Genomic DNA, 2,554 nt, shown 5'->3' with positions numbered 1-2,554 from the left:
ATTGTATGTCCACTCTCTATACTTACTAAATGTACCTAGCTTAGAAGCTATTTTGCTACCAATTACAGAATCGGCAACTGCTGTAACCACAGACAATATAAACCCAGAACTTGATTTAGATTTACTTGTACTTATAGAACCTAGCTTATTACTAATTGCTGGAGCAGCTTTTGCCATAGCTTCGTAAGAAGCATCTCTCATCGCATCTGTTTCTTCTCCTTGAGTATATATAGGTCTAAATCCATTAGGGTCTTTACCATTTACAGGATTATAATATCTTAAATGTACATTCATTATTTCTTCATTAAATGCTCTTTTTCCTTCTATATAATTTACTAACAATTAATATCATATAAAAAGAAAAAGTGATAGTTATTCCACTTGATTGGAACAACTATCACCTTCATAGGTATTTCCCTTTTATTTTAAAAATTACTTATTTTTATTTTATAGATACATAGGTTACTTCTTAAATCTCCATTTATACTAATTTAGGGATTGCAGAAAATGCCTACTTTATACTTTATTTATGTTTCCCTATATAATATACTTAAAATTGGGTGTATCACATTACTTTACGCAACTAACTTCATAATATTCCTTTATTTATTACATTTAATTTTTTCTAGATAATTTTTTTGAGGCTTTATATAGTAAAGTTTTCTTTATAAAAATATATTTTTAAAAAACAATTAAGTTTTCTGTATTATATTTTCATTAAATATAATATTATTTCTACAATAAATTTAATTATTATCATTCCACAACCATATATAGAAAAACCACATAGTAATCTGAGCCAATTCAGCATCAACTTATCTTTACCAATATATTTTTTTGATTTAAGAGATTTAGAACTTTCCTTAAATCCAACATAAGAAAGTAAAAAAATCATCAACATTAACATAGTATAAGCAATTTTTAATAAAATATCTCCTACAATATTCACGATAACCTCCCCCTCTAGTTGTTAATGTACTTTAATTAAAATTACATTAGATATAACCGTATATATGATTATAATAATAATATACACTAATCCTATCTTTAATTTTTTCATTTTAACTTTCTCTCCACTTGGCAACCCCTTCATAATATGCTGTAAAGCTTCAAATGTTAAAATTATACATGGAATTGTAATAAATATAATTATTAATCCAACTTCTGTATTCATAATTGATATACTACCTCCTTAAATATCCCCCATTTTAGTATTGCTTAACTAATGTTTAATCCAGACTTTTAATGATGTTTCTAGACCTAAAATTTAAAAAAATCCTCCTATATAGTGTATAATTACAATTTTATTTAATACGAAAAATAGAGACAGGAATCACTCCTGTCTCTCACATAATAATTGGTATAAATCAAATTCCTACTTATATTTTTCAGATTAATATATAACGATTCTCTACAGAATAGTTATATGTATCTTTAAGTAGCAACTAAGCTAGTTCATACTTATTTTATTGAATACTAACTATTAATTTTAGATGGTATAGAAATTTGATATCTCTTAAATAATCCAACTATGAAATTTCTTTCTTCATTTGTTATCTTCTTATCATAGTATAGAAATAACTCCCTTCCATTTCCAATTACTTCTTTTATGGATGGCACGGTGTAAATAGCATTGAAGAACATATTTTCATCTGCTATGCTATAAAATCTTGGTAGTTTATCAATCTTAACTTCAACAAGATTTTCTTTTTGTTTTGTATTCTCTTCTGTTTTGCTTTTGTTTAGGTTTATAAGCAAACTTTCAACTAACAAAAAAGCCCTTTCTTGAGTTGAAGCTTCTCTCCAATCATCATCAAAACAATCACTCGGCTGATTGTATTTATATATTTCTCCTGGAACTGAAAAAATTATATCCTGAATTTTTTTTAATAATACATCGCTGTTCATTTTAAACCCTCCTAAACATATCTTTTTATGGACAAGCAACATTTGCCGGAATTGTCCACCACAAAGGTGGTGCGAATGAAGGTGCCATTCGCGCTACTCTATAAGCTCCATATAGTAATAATGCCGTACCACCTATTCCAGTTGATTCCATAACTATTCTTTTACCTTCTGGTGAAAACTTACCTCTTGGACCACTTCCTTTTCTGACATGTCCATCAGGCGGATATACATTATCATACCCTCCATTTGGATAGTTTACATCCCAATGCTCTCCGCCGTGAGCTAATGGATGACCTTATGGTATCGGTACCCATACGTTGCCATCGGCATCTCCCCATCCTCTTTGCCCATTTGGCAACTTTACTGTTTCCGTTTTCCCCTTTCCTTTAGGTGTTTTGTATCCAACTTCACTTGGAGGTGGTTCTTTTTTAGATACAGCATTCATAACTTGTAGGGATGCTTCTCTCATTGCATCTGTTTCTTCTCCTTGAGTATACATAGGTCTAAAACCATTAGGATCTTTTGATATAACAGGATTATTATTACAATAAGCAAATATATTATGTGATAGCAATGCTCCTACATTTCCACCAATAGCATCCCCATTCAAAAATCTTCCCCACTCAGGATTATAATATCTTGATTG

General features: G+C 29.5%; 6 protein-coding genes. All 6 read right to left on the bottom strand.

Going from position 1 to position 2,554, the window contains the following annotated elements; all coding sequences use genetic code 11:
• The coding region (locus B2671_RS11920; RefSeq protein ID WP_346870621.1) for a hypothetical protein at positions 1–342 on the bottom strand (342 nt) is incomplete at its 3' end.
• Between the two features lie 364 nt (positions 343–706).
• On the bottom strand, positions 707–949 hold the full coding sequence (locus tag B2671_RS11915; protein ID WP_346848241.1) for a hypothetical protein: 243 nt from the start codon (positions 947–949) through the stop codon (positions 707–709).
• Between the two features lie 21 nt (positions 950–970).
• On the bottom strand, positions 971–1,174 hold the full coding sequence (locus tag B2671_RS11910) for a hypothetical protein (protein ID WP_346870620.1): 204 nt from the start codon (positions 1,172–1,174) through the stop codon (positions 971–973).
• Positions 1,175–1,476: 302 nt separating this feature from the next.
• Positions 1,477–1,908 (bottom strand): hypothetical protein, encoded by a 432-nt coding sequence (locus B2671_RS11905; RefSeq protein ID WP_346870619.1) that lies wholly within the window; start codon positions 1,906–1,908, stop codon positions 1,477–1,479.
• Positions 1,909–1,933: 25 nt separating this feature from the next.
• Positions 1,934–2,059, bottom strand: a complete 126-nt coding sequence (locus B2671_RS11900) for a hypothetical protein (RefSeq protein ID WP_346870618.1) — start codon at positions 2,057–2,059, stop codon at positions 1,934–1,936.
• Positions 2,060–2,203: 144 nt separating this feature from the next.
• The coding region (locus B2671_RS11895; RefSeq protein ID WP_346870617.1) for an RHS repeat-associated core domain-containing protein at positions 2,204–2,554 on the bottom strand (351 nt) is incomplete at its 5' end.

The organism is Clostridium sp. UBA5119 (genome assembly GCF_002414285.1).
In the GTDB taxonomy this organism is placed as follows: domain Bacteria; phylum Bacillota; class Clostridia; order Clostridiales; family Clostridiaceae; genus Clostridium_J; species Clostridium_J sulfidigenes.
Note: the sequence above shows the minus strand (reverse complement) of the source record. Positions and strands in the feature narration are given on the sequence as shown.

Bases quoted from the DNA above. Each gene is read 5' to 3' on its own strand.
- B2671_RS11910 (WP_346870620.1), bottom strand. From the start codon at position 1,174: ATGAATACAGAAGTTGGATTAATAATTATATTTATTACAATTCCATGT.
- B2671_RS11905 (WP_346870619.1), bottom strand. From the start codon at position 1,908: ATGAACAGCGATGTATTATTAAAAAAAATTCAGGATATAATTTTTTCA.
- B2671_RS11900 (WP_346870618.1), bottom strand. From the start codon at position 2,059: ATGGAATCAACTGGAATAGGTGGTACGGCATTATTACTATATGGAGCT.